This window comes from Pseudomonas sp. XP2, from assembly GCF_053557975.1.
Genome location: NZ_JBNRIK010000001.1, coordinates 82,824 through 105,159, shown reverse-complemented (window position 1 = coordinate 105,159; position 22,336 = coordinate 82,824). Strand labels below are relative to the sequence as shown.

Sequence of the window (22,336 nt, the reverse complement as noted above, 5' to 3'; positions counted from 1 at the left end):
GGGGCAAGCCCGCTCCCACATTGAACTGTGTACGCCCAGCCATTGTGGGAGCGGGCTTGCCCCGCGAAGAGGCCGGAACAGGCAACAAAAAAAGCGCCCCGAGAGGCGCTTTCTTGATACCGGCAGTGATTACTGCACAGTCGGCACTTCGCCCGCGTCCTGCATGCGCTGCATTTCTTGCGCGTACAGTGCGTCGAAGTTGACCGGCGACAGCATCAGGGCCGGGAACGAACCGCGGGTCACCAGGCTGTCCAGGGTCTCACGGGCGTAAGGGAACAGGATGTTCGGGCAGAACGCACCCAGGGTGTGGCTCATCGAAGCCGCATCCAGGTTGGCGATCAGGAAGATACCGGCCTGCTGCACTTCAGCAATGAAGGCCACTTCGTCACCGTTCTTGACGGTAACCGACAGGGTCAGCACCACTTCGTGGAAGTCACCTTCCAGAGCCTTCTGCTTGGTGTTCAGGTCCAGCGCAACGCTTGGCTCCCAGGTCTGACGGAAGATCTGCGGGCTTTTCGGGGCCTCGAACGACAGGTCGCGCACATAGATGCGCTGCAGGGAGAACTGAGGGCTGTTGTCTTCTGCAGCAGCGCCGTTGGTCTGTTGGTCAGTCATGGCAGGTCCTTATCCTAATGTTTTTGAATGCAGTGCAAATCAGGCCGCCAGCAGCGCGTCGAGCTTGCCAGCGCGCTCCAGGGCATAGAGGTCATCGCATCCACCGACGTGGGTGCTGCCGATCCAGATCTGCGGCACCGACGTACGACCGGCCTTCTGGCTCATCTCGGCGCGAACCTGCGGCTTGCCGTCGACCTTGATTTCCTGGAAGGCCACGCCCTTGCTCTCGAGCAGGTACTTGGCGCGCATGCAGTAGGGGCAGTAGTCGCTGGAATAGACGATGACGGGCTTCATATCACTTCACCAGGGGCAGGTTATCGGCTTTCCAGCTGGAAACGCCACCGCTCAGTTTGGCAGCGGTGTAGCCAGCCTTGAGCAGTTCGCGGCAGTGGGTGCCGGACTGCTGGCCCATTGCGTCGACAACGATCAGGGTCTTCTCTTTGTGCTTTTCCAGCTCGCTCATGCGAGCGGCCAGCTTGTCCTGCGGAATGTTGATGGCACCGACGATGTGGCCAGCGGCGTATTCCTTGGCAGTACGGATGTCGATGACCAGGCCCTTGTCGGCGTTGACCAGGGCGGTCAGTTGGCCATTGCTCAGGCTCTGGCCGCCGCGGCGGATTTCGTTGAGCAGCAGCAGGACCAGCAGAACAACGAAAATCGCAACCAGGATGTAGTGATCTGTCGCGAATTGAATCAGGTGAGCAACCATCAGCGGTGTTCCAGGCGATTGAAAATGCCGGCCAGTATACACAGCCCCCCAGTACCACCAAAGCCCGACGGGCGGGCTGCAAAGGTACCTTCATGTTGCCGCATTGGCCGCGCTGGTCAGGGAACAGGACGAATATTCGCCGCAGGTGGCGTATTTGCCCTAAAATGCGTGTCTTTATCATCTTTGAACAACCGTGAGTTTGATTGATGACGAGTACGCCCAAACCCCTGGTCCTGATCATCCTGGATGGCTTCGGCCACAGTGAAATCCCCGAACACAACGCCATCTTTGCCGCCAATACGCCGGTTTATGATCGCCTGCGCGCCACCCGGCCGCATGGGCTCATTTCCGGCTCGGGCATGGATGTCGGCCTGCCGGACGGGCAGATGGGCAACTCCGAAGTCGGTCACATGAACCTGGGGGCCGGCCGCGTCGTCTACCAGGACTTCACCCGCGTCACCAAAGCCATCCGCGATGGCGAGTTCTTCGAGAACCCGGTGCTCACCGGCGCCGTGGACAAGGCAACCAGTGCCGGCAAGGCCGTTCACATTCTCGGCCTGCTGTCTGATGGCGGCGTGCACAGCCACCAGGACCACCTGGTTGCCATGGCGGAACTGGCTGCGCAGCGCGGGGCAGAAAAGATCTACCTGCACGCCTTCCTCGATGGCCGCGACACCCCGCCACGCAGCGCCCAGTCGTCCATCGAACTGATCGACGCCACCTTCGCCAGGCTGGGCAAGGGCCGCATCGCCAGCCTGATCGGCCGCTACTTTGCCATGGACCGCGACAACCGCTGGGACCGTGTCAGCGCCGCCTACAACCTGATCGTCGACAGCACCGCCGAGTACACCGCCGACACCGCCCAGGCCGGCCTGGAAGCGGCCTATGCCCGTGACGAGAGCGACGAGTTCGTCAAGGCCACGCGCATTGGCGAGGCGGTCAAGGTTGAAGATGGCGACGCCGTGATCTTTATGAACTTCCGCGCCGACCGCGCCCGCGAGCTGTCGCGTGCGTTTGTGGAAACCGACTTCAGCGAGTTCCCACGCGCCCGCCTGCCAAAACTGGCGGCCTACATCGGCCTGACCCAGTATTCGGCCAAGATCCCGGCCCCGGCGGCTTTTGCACCCTCCAGCCTGAACAATGTGCTGGGCGAGTACCTGGCCAAGAACGGCAAGACCCAGCTGCGCATCGCCGAGACCGAGAAGTACGCCCACGTTACCTTCTTCTTCTCGGGCGGGCGTGAAGAGCCGTTTGAAGGTGAAGAACGCATTCTGATCCCGTCGCCGAAGGTCGCCACCTACGACCTGCAGCCGGAGATGAACGCGCCGCAAGTGACCGATCGCATTGTCGAAGCCATTGAGCAGCAGCGTTACGATGTGATCGTGGTCAACTACGCCAACGGTGACATGGTTGGCCACACAGGCGTGTTCGAGGCAGCGGTCAAGGCGGTCGAAGCGCTGGATACCTGTGTAGGGCGCATTGTCGAAGCACTGGAGAAGGTAGACGGCGAAGCGCTGATTACCGCCGACCATGGCAACGTCGAGCAGATGGAAGACGAATGCACCGGCCAGGCGCACACCGCGCACACCACCGAGCCGGTGCCGTTCATCTATGTGGGCAAGCGCAACGTCAAGGTACGCGAAGGCGGTGTGCTGGCCGATGTGGCACCGACCATGCTGAAGCTGCTGGGGCTGGAAAAGCCGGTGGAAATGACCGGGACGTCGATCCTGATCGACGCCTGATTGGCGCCATTCGCGGGACAAGCCCGCTCCCACAACGCACTGCATGGATACCTGTGGGAGCGGGCTTGCCCCGCGAATGGGCCGCAAAGCGGCCCCGATCGCACATGACTTCCAGACCAACGCCCCCCTGCACCCGCAGCGAGGCGTTTTTTTTGCCTGCCCGGGCGGGCATACTAGGCCGGTCTCCATCCTTGGTACGCCAAACCCCATGCTTCGCGCCCTGATCCTACTCGCCCTGTCTTGCCTGCTCAGCCCGGCCTTTGCCGATGAGCGTGCCCAGACCCAGCAGCAACTGGACGCCACCCGCCAGGATATTGCCGAGCTCAAGAAGACGCTGGGCAAGCTCCAGGAAGAAAAGGCCGGTGTGCAAAAGGACCTCAAAGCCACCGAGACCGACATCGGCAACCTCGAAAAGCAGGTGGAGGCACTGCAGCAAGAACTAAAAAAGACCGAGGGCGATCTGGAGCGCCTTGATACCGAGAAAAAAAAACTCCAGAGCGCCCGCGTTGAACAACAACGGCTGATTGCCATACAGGCCCGCTCGGCCTACCAGAACAACGGCCGCGAGGAATACCTCAAACTGCTGCTCAACCAGCAGAACCCCGAGAAGTTCGCCCGCACCCTGACGTACTACGACTACCTCAGCAAAGCGCGCCTGGAGCAATTGCGCACCTTCAACGAGACCTTGCGCCAACTGGCCAACGTCGAGCAGGAAATTGCCGGCCAGCAGCAACAGTTGCTGACCCAGCGCGCCGACCTCGACAGCCGCCGCCAGGCGCTGGAAGCCGAACGCGGCAAGCGCCAGCAGGTGCTGGCCAAGCTCAATGGCGACATGAAGGACCGCGATCAGAAGTTGCAAGCCCGCGAGCAGGACCAGGCCGACCTGTCCAAAGTCCTCAAGACCATCGAGGAAACCCTGGCCCGGCAGGCCCGCGAAGCTGAAGAGGCGCGCAAGAAAGCCTTGCTGGCCCAGCAGGAAGCGGAAAAACGCCGTCAGCAGGAGGCGCTGGCCGCCGCCGCTGCCCGCGAGCAGGCCCAGGAACCTGTGGAACCACCGAAAAAGGCCCGCACCACGCTCGGCCCGATGGTTTCCACCGACGGCGCAAGCTACGGCGGTGCATTTTCTTCGGCACGGGGAAAACTTCCATGGCCGGTGAACGGTCGATTGCTGGCACGCTTCGGTGATGCCCGCGGCAGCGACGCCCGTGCCAAGTGGGATGGGGTGATGATCAGTGCCAACCCGGGCACCCAGGTCCGTGCGGTGCACGGCGGGCGCGTGGTGTTCGCCGACTGGTTGCGCGGCGCGGGGCTTCTGGTCATTCTCGACCATGGCAATGGTTACCTGAGCCTGTACGGTCACAACCAGAGCCTGCTCAAAAACGCCGGTGATATCGTCAAGGCCGGTGAAGCCATTTCCACCGTTGGTGACAGCGGTGGCCAGGACGCGGCAGGCTTGTACTTCGCCATCCGCCAGCAGGGCCGGCCTACCGACCCTTCGCAATGGTGCCGGGGCTAGTCAAATTTATACGGCGTAGACTGAGAGCTGCGCCGATGCTCCCCAGGGAGCACTTACAGGATCAGGAGTTCGTTCGACATGCTGCACTCGCCTCGTCTCACCCAGCTGGCCCTGTCCATCGCCCTGGCGGTCGGCGCGCCCCTGGCCACCGCCGCAGAGCCGGCCAAGGCCGCCGCAGTGCCAGCCACCGAGGTAACCGCCAAGGCGCCGCTGCCGCTGGAAGAGCTGCGCACCTTCGCCGAGGTCATGGACCGCATCAAGGCTGCCTACGTCGAACCGGTGGATGACAAGACCCTGCTGGAAAACGCCATCAAGGGCATGCTCAGCAACCTCGACCCGCACTCCGCCTACCTCGGCCCGGAGGACTTCCAGGAGCTGCAGGAAAGCACCAGCGGCGAGTTCGGCGGGCTGGGCATCGAGGTTGGCCAGGAAGACGGCTTTATCAAGGTGGTGTCGCCAATCGACGACACCCCGGCTTCGCGTGCCGGCGTGCAGGCAGGCGACCTGATCGTCAAGATCAACGGCGCCCCGACCCGTGGCCAGACCATGACCGAAGCGGTCGACAAGATGCGCGGCAAGATCGGCGAGAAGATCACCCTGACCCTGGTGCGTGACGGCGGCAATCCGTTCGACGTGACACTGGCCCGCGCGGTTATCCAGGTCAAGAGCGTGAAGAGCCAGCTGCTGGAGAACGATTACGGCTACATCCGCATCACCCAGTTCCAGGTCAAGACCGGCGACGAAGTGGGCAAGGCGCTGGCCAAGCTGCGCAAAGACAACGGCAAGAAGTTGCGCGGGGTAGTGCTGGACCTGCGCAACAACCCGGGCGGCGTGTTGCAGTCGGCGGTGGAAGTGGCCGACCACTTCCTGACCAAGGGCCTGATCGTCTACACCAAGGGCCGCATCGCCAACTCCGAACTGCGTTTCTCTGCCGACCCGGCCGACGCCAGCGATGGCGTGCCACTGGTGGTGCTGATCAACGGCGGCAGTGCCTCGGCCTCGGAAATTGTCGCAGGCGCCCTGCAGGACCAGAAGCGCGCCGTACTGATGGGTACCGACAGCTTCGGCAAAGGCTCGGTGCAGACCGTGCTGCCGCTGGCCAACGACCGCGCCCTGAAGCTGACTACCGCGCTGTATTACACGCCGAATGGCCGCTCGATCCAGGCCCAGGGCATCGTCCCCGATATCGAAGTGCGCCCGGCCAAACTTACCGCCGAAGTCGATACCGACAATTTCAAGGAAGCCGACCTGCAGGGCCACCTGGGCAACGGCAACGGCGGCGCCGACCGCCCGACCGGCAGCAGCAAACGCAAGGAACGCCCGCAGGACGATGACTTCCAGCTGAGCCAGGCCCTGAGCCTGCTCAAGGGGCTGAACATCACTTCGGGCAAATGATCCACACGATGCGTTACCTGCTGTGTCTGCTGTTCTCCCTGATGGCCGGTGTCGCGCACGCGGCGCCGGTCAGCAAGGCCTACATGAGCATCATCATCGACGACCTGGGCCAAAGCACCGAGCGTGACAGCCGCACCCTCGCCCTTCCCGGCCCGGTGACCATGGCGATCATGCCCGATACCCCGCATGCCACTGACTTCGCCCGCCAGGCCCACAAGGCCGGCAAAACGGTGATCCTGCACATGCCCATGGACCCGGCCACCGGGCCCTATGCCTGGCACCCGGGCATAGCCATCGAAGCGCTGGCGCAGCGCCTGGATGCGGCCTTGGCGAAAGTGCCCTACGCCGCCGGCATCAACAACCACATGGGCAGCCGCATGACGGCACAGCGTGAACCCATGGCCTGGTTGATGGGTGAACTGCAGCAACGCCACCTGTTCTTCGTCGACAGCCGCACCAGCGCCGCCACCGTGGCCGCAGCCGAGGCCCAGCGCATCAGCCTGGCCCACGTTTCGCGGGATGTGTTCCTCGACGATGTGCGCACAACCGAGGCGATCACCGGGCAGTTGCAGCAAGGCATCGCCCTGGCGCGCAAGCAAGGGTCTGCGGTGCTGATCGGGCATCCTTACCCACAAACCCTCGACGTGCTGGAACGAGCACTGCCACAGCTCAAGGCCCAGGGCGTCGAACTGATCAGGCTCAGCCAGATGATTGCCGTGCGCAGCAACCAGGCGATGCCTGGGCATGGCAAGAATGGCCGCTACACCAATCGCTGAGAAGCTGGGGCTGCTTTGCAGCCCTTCGCGGGCACGCCCGCTCCCACAGGGATCGCGCCGGCTTCAGGCCCTGTGACAATCCTGTGGGAGCGGGCATGCCCGCGAAGGGCCGCAAAGCGACCCCAATAAAAAACCCCGCTCAGTGAGCGGGGTTTTGTTTGCATCAACAGCAATCAGCTGTACACACGCCCCAGCAGCTGGCGGTGGCTTTCGAACTGATCCAGCACATCACGCACGATCTGCTCGGGCGCAAAGCCCATCAGGTCATACTCCTGGCTGCCATCGTGCAGGTACACCTCGGCGCGATAGTAGCGCTGACGCACTTCCGGTTCACCCTCCACCGGCGCCTCGCTCGGCGCGGCCATATAGCCGTCCAGGCTCACTTCGTAAACGAACGGGTTACCCTCGTCCATCATCACCCGCAGGCCCATCATGTTGCGCGACTGGCCAACGCGGGTTTCCACCTCAAAGCCCAGAGTCTGCAACTGCGCGGCCGCTTCTTTCAGCGCCGGGCTGACCTGCTTGTCCATGAAGCGCTGCACCACAGCCTGGGTGGGCTGCAGCTCCAGCTGGGTCAGGCGCTCGCTGAAGCCACGACGACCACGGGCCGCCAGTTCGGCGCGCTCCTGCTCGACCGCCACGTCCTGCTTCATGGCCTTGTACAGGCCGAACATGAACAGCACCAGCACCACCGAGAACGGCAGGCCTGCCAGCACGACCATGGTTTGCATGGCTTCGAAGTTACCGGCAAACAGCAGGCCGATGGTGACCAGGGTAATGACAACCGACCAGAACACCACCATCCAGTGCGGGGCGTCTTCATCCACCTTGCCGCCTTTGCACGACAGGTTGGCCATCATCACCGCGCCGGAATCGGCCGGGGTGAGGAACAGTACAAAGCCGACAAATACCGCCACACCAATCACGATCTTCGCCGCCGGGAAGTATTCCAGCAGTTGGTAGATCGACATTGACGGCTGTTCCAGCGCGGTCTTGCCCAGCTCCACCGCCCCCTGGTTGATCACCAGGTCCAGTGCGGTGTTGCCGAAGATCGACAGCCAGGCCAAGGTGAAGCCCAGCGGGATCAACAGCACGCCGCTGACCAGTTGGCGCACGGTACGGCCCTTGGAGATACGGGCAATGAACATGCCGACGAACGGGCCCCAGGAAATCCACCAGGCCCAGTAGAACACGGTCCACAGGCCCAACCAGCGCTCGGACTTGCCGGCTTCGCCTTCGTACACGTAAAGGTCGAAGGTTTTCAGCACGATACCGTTCAGGTAGTCGCCAACGTTCTGCACAAAGCCGTTGAACAGGTGCAGCGTGTTGCCCGCCAGCAGCACGAACAGCAGCAGGCCGCTGAACAGCAGGATGTTCAGGTTGGACAAGCGGCGAATGCCGTTTTCCACGCCCGATACCGCCGCCACGGTGGCCACGCCGGCCATGACCAGGATCACCACCAGCAGGTTGGTCTGGCTGTGCTCCATGCCGAACAGGTATTCAAGGCCCGAGGACACCTGCATCGAGCCGATCCCCAGGTTGGTCACCAGGCCCAGCAGGGTGACGAACATGCCGAAGATGTCCACCGCGTTGCCGGCAGCGCCCTTGACCCAACGCTCGCCCACCAGCGGGTACAGCGCTGAGCGCAATGCCAGCGGCTGGTTGTGACGGTAGGCGAAGTAACCCACAGCCAGGCCGACCAAGGCGTAGATCGCCCAGCCATGCAGGCCCCAGTGCAGGAAGGTCAGCTGCAGGCCCTGGCGCGCAGCTTCGAGGCTGGCCGGGGTGCCTTCCGGTGGGTTGAAGTAATGGTCCAGCGGCTCGGAAGCGCCGAAGTACAGCAGCGAAATACCAATACCGGAAGAGAACAGCATGCCGGCCCAGGCGCCGTAGCTGAAGTCAGGCTGGTCGTCCTTGCCGCCAAGCTTGAGCTTGCCGTAATCGGAGAAGGCCAGGTAGACGACGAACAGCAGGTAACCGCAGATCACCAGCATGTAGTACCAGCCAAAGGTGCGCGTCAGCCATTTCTGGGCCACGCCCAGCACCTGGCCAGCGGTATCGGGTACAGCGATCAGCAAGGCAGTCAGAACAAGGATCATCAGCGCGGAGGTGAAGAACACCACGCGGTTGACCCGTACCCTCTCGGCGGGGGGCTTGGTAAGTGAGGCAGAACTCATTGCACGAATGCTCCGGGCAGTACGGCTGTGGAGGCTAATCAGTCTTTCCCGAGCAATTGGTGGAATATCCCCACTGCGTCAGGTGTTATAAAAGCACCTTGGAAACCGTGATCCCGAATCGATACGTTGCAAAAAAACAGACTGGGGCTGCTGAAAAATGCCAAGCATCCGCAGGGGTGCGCGCATTCGTCACAGACGACCTCGCCCGCTCCAAGGGCCTGTCGCAAGGCCAGGGGCCGTGCGGCAGAATCTGTATTTCGCATCGCTCATGCCCGTCAACGCCTTGTATTCCGGGGGTTACACGATTTCCTAGGGTGTCAATCCGTGCCTTCTCGACCGCCCTGAAAGCTGTCAATGGCACAAATTGTCGCAGAGCTTATTCTTTATTGATTGAACGTTCAATCAAAACAAAATAGACTGGTCTTCGCCGAGTCAGCCGCCCGTCGCCTGCTCGCAGACCTGAGGAGATAGCAAGATGCCCAAGGTCGGTATGCAACCCATCCGCCGCCAGCAGTTGATCGAAGCCACATTGCAGGCGGTCGATCAGGTCGGTCTGGGGGACGCCAGCATTGCGCTGATTGCCCGCTTGGCCGGTGTGTCAAACGGCATCATCAGTCACTACTTTCGGGACAAGAACGGCCTGATCGCAGCGACGATGGGTTACATCATGAGCATGCTCAACGAAGGTGTCAGAGCACGCCGACAGGCCCTGGCGGATGACAGCCCGCGCGCTCATCTGAAAGTGATCATCGAAGGCAACTTCGATGCCAGCCAGGTGAACGGCCCGGCAATGAAAACCTGGTTGGCCTTCTGGGCTTCCAGCATGCACCAGCCCGATTTGCACAGGTTGCAGCGGATCAACGACCACCGCTTGTATTCCAACCTGTGCTGCCAGTTCCGCCGCGCCCTGCCGCTCTACCATGCGCGCAAGGCAGCCCGCGGCCTGGCAGCCCTGATCGACGGTTTGTGGCTGCGTGGCGCCCTGTCGGGTGATGCATTCGACACCGACCAGGCGATACGGATTGCTTACGAATACATGGATCTACAACTGGCTAAACAGCACACCCTGGGCACAAACGACCAGGCTGCCGAACCAGCACGCACGGCCCTTGCCAACCCGGCAGGAGCGTGACGCGCAAGCCAAACCACACACTGCACTTGCGAGGACACTATGGCCCGTTTCGGAACGCAAAAACTCTACATTGATGGCGCTTACGTCGACGCTGGCAGCGATGCCACCTTCGAAGCCATCAACCCGGCCACCGGCGAAGTCCTCGCCCACGTACAACGTGCCACCGAGGCCGATGTCGAGAAGGCCGTGGAAAGCGCCGAGCGTGGCCAGAAAGTCTGGGCTGCGATGACCGCCATGCAGCGTTCGCGCATCCTGCGCCGTGCCGTCGAAATTCTGCGCGAGCGCAACGATGAACTGGCCCAGCTGGAAACCCTGGACACCGGCAAGTCGTATTCCGAAACCCGCTACGTCGACATCGTCACCGGCGCCGACGTGCTGGAATACTACGCAGGCCTGGTACCGGCCATCGAAGGCGAGCAGATTCCGCTGCGTGAATCGTCCTTCGTCTACACCCGCCGCGAGCCGCTGGGCGTGACCGCAGGTATCGGCGCCTGGAACTACCCGATCCAGATCGCCTTGTGGAAATCCGCCCCGGCCCTGGCCGCCGGCAACGCCATGATCTTCAAGCCATCGGAAGTCACCTCGCTGACCACCCTGAAACTGGCCGAGATCTACACCGAAGCCGGCCTGCCGAATGGCGTGTTCAACGTGCTGACCGGCAGTGGCCGCGAAGTTGGCACCTGGTTGACCGAGCACCCGCGCATCGAAAAAGTCTCCTTCACCGGCGGCACCACCACCGGCAAGAAAGTCATGGCCAGCGCCTCCAGCTCCTCGCTGAAGGAAGTCACCATGGAGCTGGGCGGCAAGTCGCCACTGATCATCTGCGCCGACGCCGACCTGGACAAGGCCGCCGACATCGCCATGATGGCCAACTTCTACAGCTCGGGCCAGGTGTGCACCAACGGCACCCGCGTGTTCATCCCAGCTGAAATGAAGGCGGCGTTCGAAGCCAAGATCGCCGAGCGTGTTGCGCGCATCCGCGTTGGCAACCCGGAAGACGAAAACACCAACTTCGGCCCGCTGGTCAGCTTCGCTCACATGGAAAACGTGCTGGGCTACATCGCCAAGGGTAAAGAAGAAGGTGCCCGCGTACTGTGCGGCGGCGAGCGTCTGACCGAAGGTGACTTCGCCAAGGGCGCCTTCGTGGCCCCGACCGTGTTCACCGACTGCACCGACGACATGACCATCGTCAAGGAAGAAATCTTCGGCCCGGTCATGAGCATCCTGTCCTACGAGACCGAGGAAGAAGTGATCCGCCGTGCCAACGACACCGAGTACGGCCTGGCCGCCGGTGTGTGCACCAACGACATCACCCGCGCCCACCGCATCATCCACAAGCTGGAAGCCGGTATCTGCTGGATCAACGCCTGGGGTGAATCGCCGGCCGAAATGCCGGTCGGTGGCTACAAGCAGTCGGGCGTCGGCCGTGAGAACGGCGTCAGCTCGCTGGCTCAATACACTCGCATCAAGTCGGTCCAGGTCGAGCTGGGCGGCTACAACTCGGTTTTCTAAGCCCTGTCTAGCCACGCCCGTGCCGCTGTGCACGGGCGTTCCCGCTCCCTGATCACCGCCAACACGAGGGTACTTTCATGTCCCAAGAATTCGATTACATCATCGTCGGTGCCGGTTCGGCCGGTAACACCCTGGCCACCCGCCTGACCGAAGACGCCGGCGTCACCGTGCTGCTGCTCGAAGCCGGTGGCCCTGACTACCGCTTCGACTTCCGCACCCAGATGCCAGCCGCCCTGGCTTTCCCGCTGCAGGGCCGCCGCTACAACTGGGCCTACGAGACCGACCCGGAGCCGCACATGGACGGCCGCCGCATGGAGTGTGGCCGTGGCAAGGGCCTGGGTGGCTCGTCGCTGATCAACGGCATGTGCTACATCCGCGGCAACGCCATGGACTTCGACGGCTGGGCAGAACTGCCAGGCCTGGAAGACTGGACCTACCTGGATTGCCTGCCGTACTTCCGTAAAGCCGAAACCCGTGACATCGGCCCGAACGATTACCACGGTGGTGAAGGCCCGGTCAGCGTTGCCACGCCAAAGGCCGGCAACAACCCGCTGTTCCACGCCATGGTCGAGGCCGGCGTACAAGCCGGTTACCCGCGCACCGAAGACCTCAACGGCTACCAGCAGGAAGGCTTCGGCCCGATGGACCGTTCGGTCACTAAAAACGGCCGCCGCTCCAGCACCGCCCGTGGCTATCTGGACCAAGCCAAGAAGCGCCCGAACCTGACCATCGTCACCCACGCCCTGAGCGACCGCGTACTGTTCGACGGCAAACGCGCCGTTGGCGTGACCTACCTGGTCGGCGACAGCGAAGAGCGTGTTGAAGCCCGTGCCCGCAAGGAGGTGATCGTAAGCTCCGGCGCCATCGCTTCTCCGCAGCTGCTGCAGCGCTCCGGCGTGGGCCCGCGCGCACTGCTGGAAAGCCTCGACATCCCGGTTGTGCACGACCTGCCGGGCGTTGGCGAAAACCTGCAGGACCACCTTGAGCTGTACCTGCAGTACGCCTGCACCCAGCCGGTGTCGCTGTACCCATCGCTGCTGTGGTGGAACCAGCCGGCCATCGGCGCCGAGTGGTTGTTCAACGGCACCGGTATCGGCGCCAGCAACCAGTTCGAGGCTGGTGGCTTCATCCGTACGCGCCCTGAATTCAAGTGGCCGAACATTCAGTACCACTTCCTGCCGGTGGCCATTAACTACAACGGCTCCAATGGCGTGAAGGAACACGGCTTCCAGGCGCACATGGGCTCCATGCGCTCGCCTGCCCGTGGCCGCATCCAGGCCAAGTCGAAAGACCCGCGCCAGCACCCGAGCATCCTGTTCAACTACATGTCCACCGAGCAGGACTGGCAGGAGTTCCGTGACGGCATCCGCCTGACCCGCGAAATCATGGCCCAGCCGGCACTGGACCCATACCGTGGCCGCGAGATCAGCCCGGGCGCCGACGTGCAAACAGACGAACAGCTGGACAAGTTCATCCGCGAGCACGCCGAAACCGCCTTCCACCCGTCGTGCTCGTGCAAGATGGGCACCGACGACATGGCAGTGGTTGACGGCGAAGGCCGTGTGCATGGCATGAAGGGCCTGCGCGTGGTCGATGCGTCGATCATGCCGCTGATCATCACCGGCAACCTCAACGCCACCACGATCATGATCGCCGAGAAGATCTCGGACAAGATCCGTGGTCGCAAGCCGCTGCCGCGCAGCACCGCCAAGTACTATGTGGCAGGGGATGCGCCGGTGAAAGGCAAGCCGATGCGTGAAGTGAAGCAGGGCTGACACCCTGATCAGGGGCCGCGCTGCGGCCCCTCTTACGCCTTCCAGTCAGGTGGGCAGCGCAAAGAAGGTGCGCATCAACGCGTCATCCTCTGTGCCCAACCGCTCAGCCAGTGCCTGGCGATCGAACAATACCCCCGTGCGCATCTCCCGCACTGTCACCCCGCTTGGCGCTTGCGCCAGTGCCTTCAGGCCCACCTCCATGAAGCGATAATCGTGGCCCTGAACGGCCGTCATCTTTTCCACTTGCAGGTAGCGCCCTGGCAACATCAGCGACTCTGCCTCATCCGGTCGCCTTGAGAAAGGCCCGATAGGCGTGGCCTGCATGTCCTCGCCCGGTTCCAGCACGTACACCAACGCGTTGTCATCAAACGCCCCTCTGCCACTGACCTGGGTCTGCGGGTCGTTGAAAACCTCCCAGAGCGCATAACGGTTTTCCGTGAAAGACGTGAAGTCGGTGGTCACCAGCACGTCCCCCACCTCAATGGCGCCATCGCCGAACGCCGGTATACCGGAACCCCGCAAGCCCGACGCAGCACGGTACAGCCGTACCTGGTTGCTTACGCCTATCTCGCCAAGGGCACGGGCAAGGTCGTGACTGCGCTGGATATTCTCGGCGTGAGTACCCTCGAGGGGCAGCCCGCGCCACAGGTTGTTGTAGCGCTCTGGTGAGCTGGTGTACTCGGCAATGGCGGGCGAGCCAAAGCCGTGCTCATCGCGATAGACGGGAAAGGGCTCACTGAATGCATCCAGATACTCACCGCGGGCGCCCAAGGCATCCAGGTCAGCCCACGGCACCGCGCCCATCAGGGCTTCCTGGCGGGCCAGCGCCTCGTCCGACACAGCCAGCAATTCGTCTGCCGCCGGCGCCATGTAAAGCTCCCAATCGACCTTGGCAACCGCGGTTTGCACCTGGCCAACATTGCGCGGGGGTACGCGGCTATCGCTGAACAGGTCACCGGCACGCATCATTGCTGCATCAAGCAGGATGAAAAGGATATCCGTCAGTACTGCCCACCATGCTGCCGTGCGCCAGGCCCGTTTGCCATTGAGCGCCCGGTCCAGGTGCAGCGCCAGGCTCACGGTGCCAAGCCCCAGCGAGGTCAATAAGACTGGCCAGCCAAACGGCGCCATCGGTGCAATGACCAGACTGGCAGCTTGTAAGCCCGCCAACCAGTTGGCCTTGCGCAGTTGTGCGTTGGTGGTCAGCCGCTCGTGGGCATCGCTGGTCAGATCATCCATGACCGCTTCGCGCAGGTGGACGAACAGGTCCCCTGCAATCGCCTGCCCGGCAATCGTGATATCGCCCCGTGACTGGGCAAGCCACTTGAGGTATGTGCTTATGCGCAGGCGTAGCGGCTGTGCCAGTACCCCATCCCCGACGAACAGCCTGACCAGGCGCTCCCGCCCCTCAGGCGTGGCGGCCTGATCAGCAAGCCATGCTGTAAGTGCGTGGCGATTGTCGAATACCTGCACAACAGCCTGCGCATCGGCAAGATAGAGGCACAACTTGCCAGTCTTCAGCTTATGCTGGAACAGCAGCCTGGCGCTGATACCGCCGATGGCAAGCGTGCTCCAACCCCGCTGGGCATTCACTGGCCGGGGCTGTCGCAGACCTTGCACACTGATCGGCAGTGCGGGTACCGCAAACGTAGCCACCATCAGCTCTCGCCGCTCTGGCTCGCTGAGCGTCGATTGGCCCACGGCGGCAAGGAAACGGGCGCGGGCCAGCACGCAATAATCTTCGCCATGCTGCGACCGGAACCTGCTCAGAGCCTCGGTATAGCGCCCCGCAAAATCCAGTTGCCAGAACGCCTTCAGCACGTGCTGTGGGTCAAGCCGCACTTCGTTGCGCTCGTCATAGTCAATGTGGCTGGCGTCCACCCGGTAGAAGCCACCGTAAACGCTTAATTCATCTGCACTGTCCTGCTGCTGTGGGCTGAAGCGCTGGATCACCAGCTCGGTCAGGCTCAGGGAGCGCCAAGGCGGCCCGCTGTGGCACCAGCCGGTGTAGCTGCGCGAGCTCGTTGCTGCGGCGTGGAATTCGTGCCAATAGAGCCTGTCCGGATCCACCCAGTACCCTAGTTGCTGGTGCAGCACATGGCCGGCCGCTTGACGCGCCATCCTGTGCAAATCAGGGAAATGCCCCAGCATGCGTTGGGCCAGCTGGGCGAGTGACAAGGTTTCTCGATCGTTCATGGATCTTGGCTACCTGGGACAAGGCGTTCCACTACACAGGCAAGCCGCAGTAACGATGCGGTATCGCTTTACAGCCCGCATCGGCCTCAGGTTAGAATCGATTGGCACGCGACCTGCTAGCTTTTGCTGAAAAACGCGCTACCACGTCCCTTCCCGCCGCTGTCTCGGAGTACCTGCCTTTGGATGCAAGCACCATCAACAGCCTGTTCTTGATCGGCGCATTGCTGGTGGGTGCAAGTATTCTGGTCAGCTCGCTGTCTTCGCGCCTGGGCATCCCCATTCTGGTCATCATCCTCGCCGTCGGCATGGTCGCCGGTGTCGATGGTGGCGGCATCATCTTCAACAACTACCCGACCGCCTACCTGGTGGGCAACCTGGCATTGGCCGTGATCCTGCTCGACGGTGGCTTGCGCACGCGGGTGGCAAGCTTTCGCGTAGCGCTGTGGCCGGCGCTGTCGCTGGCCACGGTCGGGGTAATGATCACCACCGCCCTCACCGGCCTGGTCGCCGCCTGGCTGTTCAACCTGAGCCTGATCCAGGGCCTGCTGATCGGCGCCATCGTTGGCTCTACCGATGCCGCTGCGGTGTTCTCGCTGCTGGGCGGCAAAGGCCTGAACGAGCGGGTTACCGCCACCCTGGAGATCGAGTCGGGCAGCAACGACCCAATGGCCGTGTTCCTCACGGTCACCCTGATCGACATGATCGCCAGCGGCCAGACCGGCCTGCACTGGAGCCTGCTGGGCCACCTGTTGCGCGAATTCGGCATCGGCGGGCTGCTGGGCCTGGGTGGCGGCTGGCTGATGCTGCAACTGGTAAACCGCATCAACCTGGCCGGTGGCCTGTACCCGATCCTGGTAGTAGCCGGCGGCCTGGTGGTGTTCTCGCTGACCAACGCCCTGCATGGTAGCGGCTTCCTCGCCGTATACCTGTGCGGCCTGGTGCTGGGCAACAAGCCTATCCGCAGCCGCCATGGCATCCTGCACATGCTCGACGGCATGGCATGGCTGGCCCAGATCGGCATGTTCCTGGTGCTGGGGCTGCTGGTCACACCTCACGACCTGCTGCCCATCGCCTTGCCGGCGCTAGGCCTGGCATTGTGGATGATCCTGGTGGCGCGGCCGCTGTCGGTGGTCGCGGCACTGCTGCCGTTCAAGGCCTTCCATGGCCGCGAAAAAGGCTTTATCTCCTGGGTAGGCCTGCGCGGCGCGGTGCCGATCATTCTGGCGGTGTTCCCGCTGATGGCCGGCCTGCCAGACGCTCAGCTGTTCTTCAACCTGGCGTTCTTCATCGTGCTGGTATCACTGCTGGTGCAAGGCACCAGCCTGCCGTGGGTGGCCAAACTGCTAAAAGTGACCGTACCGCCAGACCCGGCGCCAATCTCCCGCTCTGCCCTGGAAGTGCACATCACCAGCGAGTGGGAAATGTTCGTCTACCGCCTGGGCGCCGAAAAATGGTGCATCGGGGCCGCCCTGCGCGAGCTGAAAATGCCCGAAGGCACGCGGATTGCCGCGCTGTTCCGGGGCGAACAACTGCTGCACCCCTCAGGCAGTACCGTGCTGCAAGTTGACGACATGCTCTGCGTGATCGGTCATGAGCACAACCTGCCTGCCCTGGGCAAGTTGTTCAGCCAAGCGCCACAACGCGGCCTGGACCTGCGTTTCTTTGGCGACTTCGTGCTCGAAGGCGATGCCGAACTGGGAGCCGTTGCAGCGCTTTACGGCCTGAAACTCGATGGCCTGGACGCGAAAATGCCGTTGGCGCAGTTCATCCGACAGAAGGTCGGAGGCGCTCCAGTAGTAGGTGACCAGGTCGATTGGCATGGCACGATCTGGACCGTGGCGACCATGGACGGGAACAAGATTCAGAAAGTAGGCGTCAGATTCCCCGAAGGAACGCGACCCGGACCAGGATTGTTCCTCTAAACTTCGTTTCTGCCGGATCCACAAGTAGTCTGCCTATGTCCCTGCGCGCGTACCTTCGCACAGCCCTGCTCGGGCTGTGCCTGTCCCTTTCCTTTGCCGCCACCGCGGCAGAAGCCCCGACCACCTCCAGCATCCAGAATAGCCTCGACAAGATCGCCGAGCGCAAACTGCCCGAGGCTGACCAGAAGGCACTGCAGCAAGTGCTCGAGCAAACGCTGAGCCTGCTTGCCAGCAAGGAAGACAACGAAAAGAAGCTCGCCGCGCTCAAGCAGCAGTTGACCAGTGCGCCCAAGGAAACCAGTGACAGCCAGAAGGAGCTCGCCAGGCTCAAGCAAAGCAAGGCGCAGCCCGTCGCTCAACGGTACGCCGCACTCACCGTGCCGCAGCTCGAGCAAATGCTCAGCGAACGCAACACCCAGCAGGGCGAGCTGCAGAAGGCGCTGTCCGAAGCCAACAGCCTGATCATCAATTCGCAAACCCGCCCGGAACGCGCCCAGGCCGAAATCAGCAACAGCCAGGCCCGCGCCCAGCAGATCAACACCATCCTTAAAACCGGCAAGGACGGCGGCAAATCGATCAACGCCGACCAGCGCAACCAGCTCAACGCCGAACTTGCCTCGCTCAACGCGCTGACCCTGTTGCGCCGCCAGGAACTGGCCGGCAACACCCTGCTGCAAGATCTCGGCAATGCTCGTCATGATTTGCTGATCGAGCGCGCCGCGCGCCTGGAGCAGGAAATCCAGGACCTGCAGACCCTGATCAACGAAAAGCGCCTGGCCCAGTCCCAGGAAGCGGTTACCCAACAGTCGATCGAGGCCCAGAAGGCCGGTGGCAGCAGCCTGCTGGCGACCGAAAGCGCGATCAACCTCAAGCTCTCCGACTACCTGCTGAAAAGCACCGACCGCCTCAACGAGCTGACCCAGCAGAACCTGCGCACCAAGCAGCAGCTGGACAGCCTGACCCAGGCCGACCAGGCGCTGGACGAGCAGATCAACGTGCTCAAGGGCAGCTTGCTGCTGTCAAAGATCCTCTACAAGCAGAAGCAGACCCTGCCGCACCTGAAAGTCGACCGCGACCTGGCCGACCAGATCGCCGACACCCGGCTGTACCAGTTCGAGGTCAACCAGCAACGCGAGCAGATGAGCAACCCGGTCACCTACGTCGACAAGCTGCTGGCCGCCCAACCGCAGGAAGACGTGACTCCCCAGCTGCGCAAGGCGTTGCTGGAAGTGGCGATCACCCGCAGTGACCTGCTGGAGCGGCTGAACCGCGAACTGTCGGCGCTGCTCAACGAATCGATCACCCTGCAGCTCAACCAGAAGCAGCTGCTGGGCACCGCGCAGAACCTGCGCACCACCCTGGACGAGCAGATGTTCTGGATCCCCAGCAACAAGCCGCTGGACTGGGACTGGCTGAGCTATGTACCCGAGCGCCTGGCCGACCAGGTCGCCAACCTGCCGTGGGGCTCGGGCCTGAAAGAGCTGGCCGACGGCCTGAGCCAGCGTCCGCTGCTGTTCTTGCCACTGTTGCTGGTCATCGGCGCGCTGTTGTGGCGGCGCAAGTACCTGTACCAACGGCTAGGCAAGGTGCACCAGGACATCGGCCACTTCCGCCGTGACAGCCAATGGCACACGCCCCAGGCGATCCTTATCAACATCCTCCTGGCGATGCCGGTCAGCCTTGGCCTGGCGCTGTGCAGCTACGCCTTGCAGATCGACGCCCGCGGGCAAAACGCCAACCTGGGCGCCGCACTCTGGCAGCTGGCCCAGGCCTGGCTGGTGTTCTACACCGCCTACCGCATCCTCGCCCCCGGTGGCGTGGCAGAAATTCACTTCCGCTGGCACAAACCGCAGGTCGAGTTCCTGCGTGGCTGGGTGCGGCGCCTGGGCACCGTGGTGCTGGCACTGGTCGGTGTGGTGGCGGTGGCCGAACACCAGCCTTCGGCGTTGGCCGACGACGTGCTGGGTATCGGCGTGGTGCTGACCTGCTACGCACTGATGGCCTGGCTGCTCAGCCGCCTGCTGCTCAGCAGCCCCGCGCACCGCAATACCTCTCTGTTCCGCAAGGCCGTGGGCGTCGCGTTCACCGCCCTGCCCATCGCCCTGTTCGTCGCTGTGTGCTTCGGCTACTACTACACCGCGCTTAAACTCACCGACCGGCTGATCTACACCCTGTACCTGCTAATGTTCTGGCTGGTGATCGAAGCGGCATTCGTGCGCGGCCTGTCAGTGGCGGCACGGCGCCTGGCTTACCAACGCGCGCTCAGCAAACGGGCTGCGGCCAAGGAAGGGCTGGATGGCGAAGTCATTACCGAAGAGCCGACGCTGGACATCGAGCAGGTCAACCAGCAATCGCTGCGCCTGATCCGCCTGGCCCTGCTCGGCGGCTTCATCGCCGGCCTGTACTGGGTGTGGGCAGACCTGATCTCAGTGTTCGCCTACCTCAACAACTTCGTCCTGTACGAATACACCAGCGGCACCGGCACGGCCGCCAGTATGGTGCCGATCAGCCTCGGCGACCTGCTGGGTGCGCTGGTGATCGTCGGCATCACCTTCGCCCTGGCGGGCAACTTGCCAGGCCTGCTCGAGGTGCTGGTGCTTTCACGCCTGAACCTGGCCCAAGGCAGTGCCTATGCCACCACCACCTTGCTGTCGTACACCATTGTCGGCATCGGTATCGTCAGCACCCTGTCGACCCTGGGGGTGAGCTGGGACAAGCTGCAATGGCTGGTGGCCGCGTTGTCGGTGGGCCTGGGCTTCGGCATGCAGGAAATTTTCGCCAACTTCATTTCCGGCATCATGATTCTGTTCGAGCGCCCGGTACGGATCGGCGACACCATCACCATCGGCAACCTGTCGGGCACGGTGAGCAAGATACGCATCCGCGCCACCACCATCACCGATTTCGACCGCAAGGACATCATCGTCCCCAACAAGACCTTCATCACCGGCCAGCTGATCAACTGGTCGCTGACCGACACGGTCACCCGAGTGACGCTGAAGCTGGGCATCGACTACGGCTCCGACCTGGACCTGGTACGCGACCTGCTGCTCAAGGGCGCACACGAAAACCCGCGCGTGCTCAAGGACCCGGAGCCGATCGTGTACTTCCTCAACTTCGGTGAAAGCTCGCTGGACCACGAGTTGCGCATGCACGTGCGCGACCTGGGCGACCGCAACCCGACGCTGGACGAGATCAACCGCTACATCAACCGCGAGTTCAAGGCCCACAACATCAAGATCTCGGTACGCCAGGTGGAGGTGTTCCTGATGGACCAGAAGGGCGGCAAGCAGCAGTTGATTCCGCTGGAGCAACCTAAACCGGATGGCACTGCACCGGCCTGAGTGGGCTCGAATGCTTTATTCTGTGCTGAATCTCAGGAGCAGCCCGTGAAAGCCCTCGACCAACTCACCTTCGACAACCGCTTCGCCCGCCTGGGCGATGCGTTCTCCACCCAGGTGCTGCCCGAGCCCATTGCAGACCCGCGCCTGGTGGTAGCCAGCGAGTCGGCCATGGCCTTGCTCGAGCTCGACCCCGCGCAAGCCGACCTGCCAGTGTTCGCCGAGCTGTTCAGCGGCCATAAGTTGTGGGAAGAAGCCGACCCACGGGCGATGGTCTATTCCGGGCACCAGTTCGGCTCGTACAACCCACGCCTGGGCGATGGCCGCGGCCTGCTGCTGGCCGAAGTCCTCAACGACAAAGGCGAGCACTGGGACCTGCACCTCAAGGGCGCCGGCCAGACCCCGTATTCACGCATGGGCGACGGCCGCGCCGTGCTGCGCTCGTCGATCCGCGAATTCCTTGCTTCCGAAGCCCTGCACGCCCTCGACATCCCCAGCAGCCGGGCGCTGTGCGTGATCGGCTCCAGCACCGTGGTGTGGCGCGAAACCCGTGAAAGCGCCGCCATGCTCACCCGCCTGGCGCAGAGCCATGTACGTTTCGGCCATTTCGAGTATTTCTACTACACCAAGCAGCCCGAACAGCAGCGTGTGCTGATCGACCATGTGCTGGAGCAGCACTACCCCGAATGCCGTGACGCCGAACAACCGTACCTGGCCATGTTCCGTACCATCGTCGAGCGCAACGCCGAACTGATCGCCCGCTGGCAGGCCTATGGCTTCTGCCACGGGGTGATGAACACCGACAACATGTCGATCCTGGGCATCACCTTCGACTTCGGCCCGTACGCCTTCCTCGACGACTTCGACGCCAACTTCGTCTGCAACCACTCCGACGACCGTGGCCGCTACAGCTACGCCAACCAGGTGCCCATCGCCCACTGGAACCTCAGCGCGCTGGCTCAGGCCCTGACCACTGTCATCGAGGTTGAGCCACTGAAGGAAGCATTGGGGCTGTTCCTGCCGCTGTACCAGGCGCATTACCTGGACCTGATGCGCCGGCGCCTGGGCCTGACCACTGCCGAAGACGACGATATGGCACTGGTCGAGCGCCTGCTGCAGTGCATGCAGCGTGGTGGCGTGGACTACAGCCTGTTCTTCCGCAAGCTGGGTGAACAGCCTGCGGCACAGGCGCTGAAGGTGGTGCGCGACGACTTTATCGACCTGGCCGGCTTCGATGCCTGGGGTGCAGACTACCTGGCCCGCTGTGAACGCGAACCCGGCAATACCGAAGGCCGCCGTGAACGGATGCATGCGGTGAACCCGCTGTATGTGCTGCGCAACTACCTGGCGCAAAAGGCCATCGAAGCGGCTGAGGCGGGGGATTACAGTGAAGTACGGCAATTGCACCAGGTACTGACCCGCCCCTTCGAGGAACAGCCCGGGATGCAGGCCTACGCCCAGCGGCCGCCGGAATGGGGCAAGCACCTGGAAATCAGCTGCTCTTCCTGATTGATGATTGCTCTACCGG

General features: G+C 62.8%; 15 protein-coding genes. 10 read left to right on the top strand and 5 right to left on the bottom strand.

Translation table 11 applies throughout. The annotated features are described in order from the left end of the window. Positions 1-129: 129 nt before the first annotated feature. Genes secB through ACK1VC_RS00440 form a run of 3 tightly spaced genes read right to left on the bottom strand, consistent with a single transcriptional unit; the run spans position 130 to position 1,324 of the window. Positions 130-615 carry a protein-export chaperone SecB gene (gene secB, locus ACK1VC_RS00450; RefSeq protein ID WP_043200646.1) on the bottom strand — a complete coding sequence of 162 codons (486 nt, stop codon included), beginning with the start codon at positions 613-615 and terminating at the stop codon, positions 130-132. A gap of 39 nt (positions 616-654) precedes the next feature. Then, a complete protein-coding gene (gene grxC, locus ACK1VC_RS00445) occupies positions 655-909 on the bottom strand; it encodes a glutaredoxin 3 (protein ID WP_016489597.1) in 255 nt (84 codons plus the stop codon). Between the two features lies 1 nt (position 910). Beyond that, positions 911-1,324 (bottom strand): rhodanese-like domain-containing protein, encoded by a 414-nt coding sequence (locus ACK1VC_RS00440; protein ID WP_016489598.1) that lies wholly within the window; start codon positions 1,322-1,324, stop codon positions 911-913. 206 nt (positions 1,325-1,530) lie between these two features. Here ACK1VC_RS00440 and gpmI point away from each other — a divergent pair, with 206 nt between their 5' ends. The 4 genes from gpmI to ACK1VC_RS00420 all read left to right on the top strand — a co-directional run bounded on the left by gpmI (position 1,531) and on the right by ACK1VC_RS00420 (position 6,753). Continuing rightward, positions 1,531-3,066: a 2,3-bisphosphoglycerate-independent phosphoglycerate mutase gene (gpmI, locus tag ACK1VC_RS00435; protein WP_060516906.1), complete on the top strand. Its 1,536-nt coding sequence runs from the start codon at positions 1,531-1,533 to the stop codon at positions 3,064-3,066. Between the two features lie 208 nt (positions 3,067-3,274). Next, complete coding sequence (locus ACK1VC_RS00430) at positions 3,275-4,582, top strand: murein hydrolase activator EnvC family protein (protein WP_016489600.1); 1,308 nt, start codon at positions 3,275-3,277, stop codon at positions 4,580-4,582. 78 nt (positions 4,583-4,660) lie between these two features. Further along, on the top strand, positions 4,661-5,977 hold the full coding sequence (locus tag ACK1VC_RS00425) for a S41 family peptidase (RefSeq protein WP_016489601.1): 1,317 nt from the start codon (positions 4,661-4,663) through the stop codon (positions 5,975-5,977). Positions 5,978-5,985: 8 nt separating this feature from the next. Continuing rightward, the gene (locus tag ACK1VC_RS00420; RefSeq protein ID WP_024717347.1) at positions 5,986-6,753 is read left to right on the top strand and encodes a divergent polysaccharide deacetylase family protein; all 768 of its coding nucleotides are present in this window, start codon (positions 5,986-5,988) and stop codon (positions 6,751-6,753) included. Between the two features lie 173 nt (positions 6,754-6,926). Here the strand turns inward: ACK1VC_RS00420 and ACK1VC_RS00415 are convergent, their stop codons facing one another. Then, positions 6,927-8,873 carry a BCCT family transporter gene (locus ACK1VC_RS00415; RefSeq protein WP_224372596.1) on the bottom strand — a complete coding sequence of 649 codons (1,947 nt, stop codon included), beginning with the start codon at positions 8,871-8,873 and terminating at the stop codon, positions 6,927-6,929. 532 nt (positions 8,874-9,405) lie between these two features. On the opposite strand from ACK1VC_RS00415, the gene betI reads away from it, so the two are divergent. The 3 genes from betI to betA all read left to right on the top strand — a co-directional run bounded on the left by betI (position 9,406) and on the right by betA (position 13,349). After that, on the top strand, positions 9,406-10,062 hold the full coding sequence (betI, locus tag ACK1VC_RS00410; protein WP_016489604.1) for a transcriptional regulator BetI: 657 nt from the start codon (positions 9,406-9,408) through the stop codon (positions 10,060-10,062). A gap of 39 nt (positions 10,063-10,101) precedes the next feature. After that, positions 10,102-11,574 carry a betaine-aldehyde dehydrogenase gene (betB, locus tag ACK1VC_RS00405; protein ID WP_016489605.1) on the top strand — a complete coding sequence of 491 codons (1,473 nt, stop codon included), beginning with the start codon at positions 10,102-10,104 and terminating at the stop codon, positions 11,572-11,574. A gap of 77 nt (positions 11,575-11,651) precedes the next feature. Continuing rightward, positions 11,652-13,349, top strand: a complete 1,698-nt coding sequence (gene betA, locus ACK1VC_RS00400) for a choline dehydrogenase (RefSeq protein ID WP_016489606.1) — start codon at positions 11,652-11,654, stop codon at positions 13,347-13,349. 45 nt (positions 13,350-13,394) lie between these two features. On the opposite strand, the gene ACK1VC_RS00395 is transcribed toward betA, so the two are convergent. Further along, positions 13,395-15,545 carry a dermonecrotic toxin domain-containing protein gene (locus ACK1VC_RS00395; protein WP_191087063.1) on the bottom strand — a complete coding sequence of 717 codons (2,151 nt, stop codon included), beginning with the start codon at positions 15,543-15,545 and terminating at the stop codon, positions 13,395-13,397. A 179-nt stretch (positions 15,546-15,724) separates the two neighbouring features. Between ACK1VC_RS00395 and ACK1VC_RS00390 the strand changes: the two genes are divergently transcribed. The 3 genes from ACK1VC_RS00390 to selO are packed head-to-tail and all read left to right on the top strand — an operon-like array spanning position 15,725 to position 22,317. After that, positions 15,725-17,467: a potassium/proton antiporter gene (locus tag ACK1VC_RS00390; protein ID WP_016489608.1), complete on the top strand. Its 1,743-nt coding sequence runs from the start codon at positions 15,725-15,727 to the stop codon at positions 17,465-17,467. 35 nt (positions 17,468-17,502) lie between these two features. Next, a complete protein-coding gene (gene mscK, locus ACK1VC_RS00385) occupies positions 17,503-20,811 on the top strand; it encodes a mechanosensitive channel MscK (RefSeq protein WP_191087065.1) in 3,309 nt (1,102 codons plus the stop codon). A 45-nt stretch (positions 20,812-20,856) separates the two neighbouring features. Continuing rightward, on the top strand, positions 20,857-22,317 hold the full coding sequence (selO, locus tag ACK1VC_RS00380; RefSeq protein WP_191087066.1) for a protein adenylyltransferase SelO: 1,461 nt from the start codon (positions 20,857-20,859) through the stop codon (positions 22,315-22,317). The last annotated feature ends 19 nt before the right edge of the window (positions 22,318-22,336 follow it).